The following is a 305-nucleotide window of genomic DNA, read 5'->3' as shown; positions in this document are numbered from 1 at the left end:
CGCCTTGGTGAGCCGTTACCTCACCAACTAGCTAATGCGCCGCGGGTCCATCTRTAAGTGATAGATTGCTCCATCTTTCCCGATTCAGTCATGCGACCATATCGCGTATCCGGTATTAGCATTCGTTTCCGAATGTTATCCCAGTCTTAYAGGCAGGTTACCCACGTGTTACTCACCCGTCCGCCGCTAAGYATCAGAGGTGCAAGCACCTCATCAACTCCGCTCGACTTGCATGTATTAGGCACGCCGCCAGCGTTCGTCCTGAGCCAGGATCAAACTCTCCAAATTGGTGTTTGACTTGCTCA

Annotated in this window: 1 rRNA gene; it reads right to left on the bottom strand. The window is 52.0% G+C overall.

The features are described 5' to 3' along the window. Positions 1-288: ribosomal RNA gene (locus AC1DPK_RS34355) — 16S ribosomal RNA — on the bottom strand; the annotation flags it as partial. Positions 289-305 lie beyond the last annotated feature (17 nt).

The organism is Paenibacillus sp. 01T424, assembly GCF_056398745.1.
This window is presented reverse-complemented; position numbering and strand designations above follow the sequence as displayed.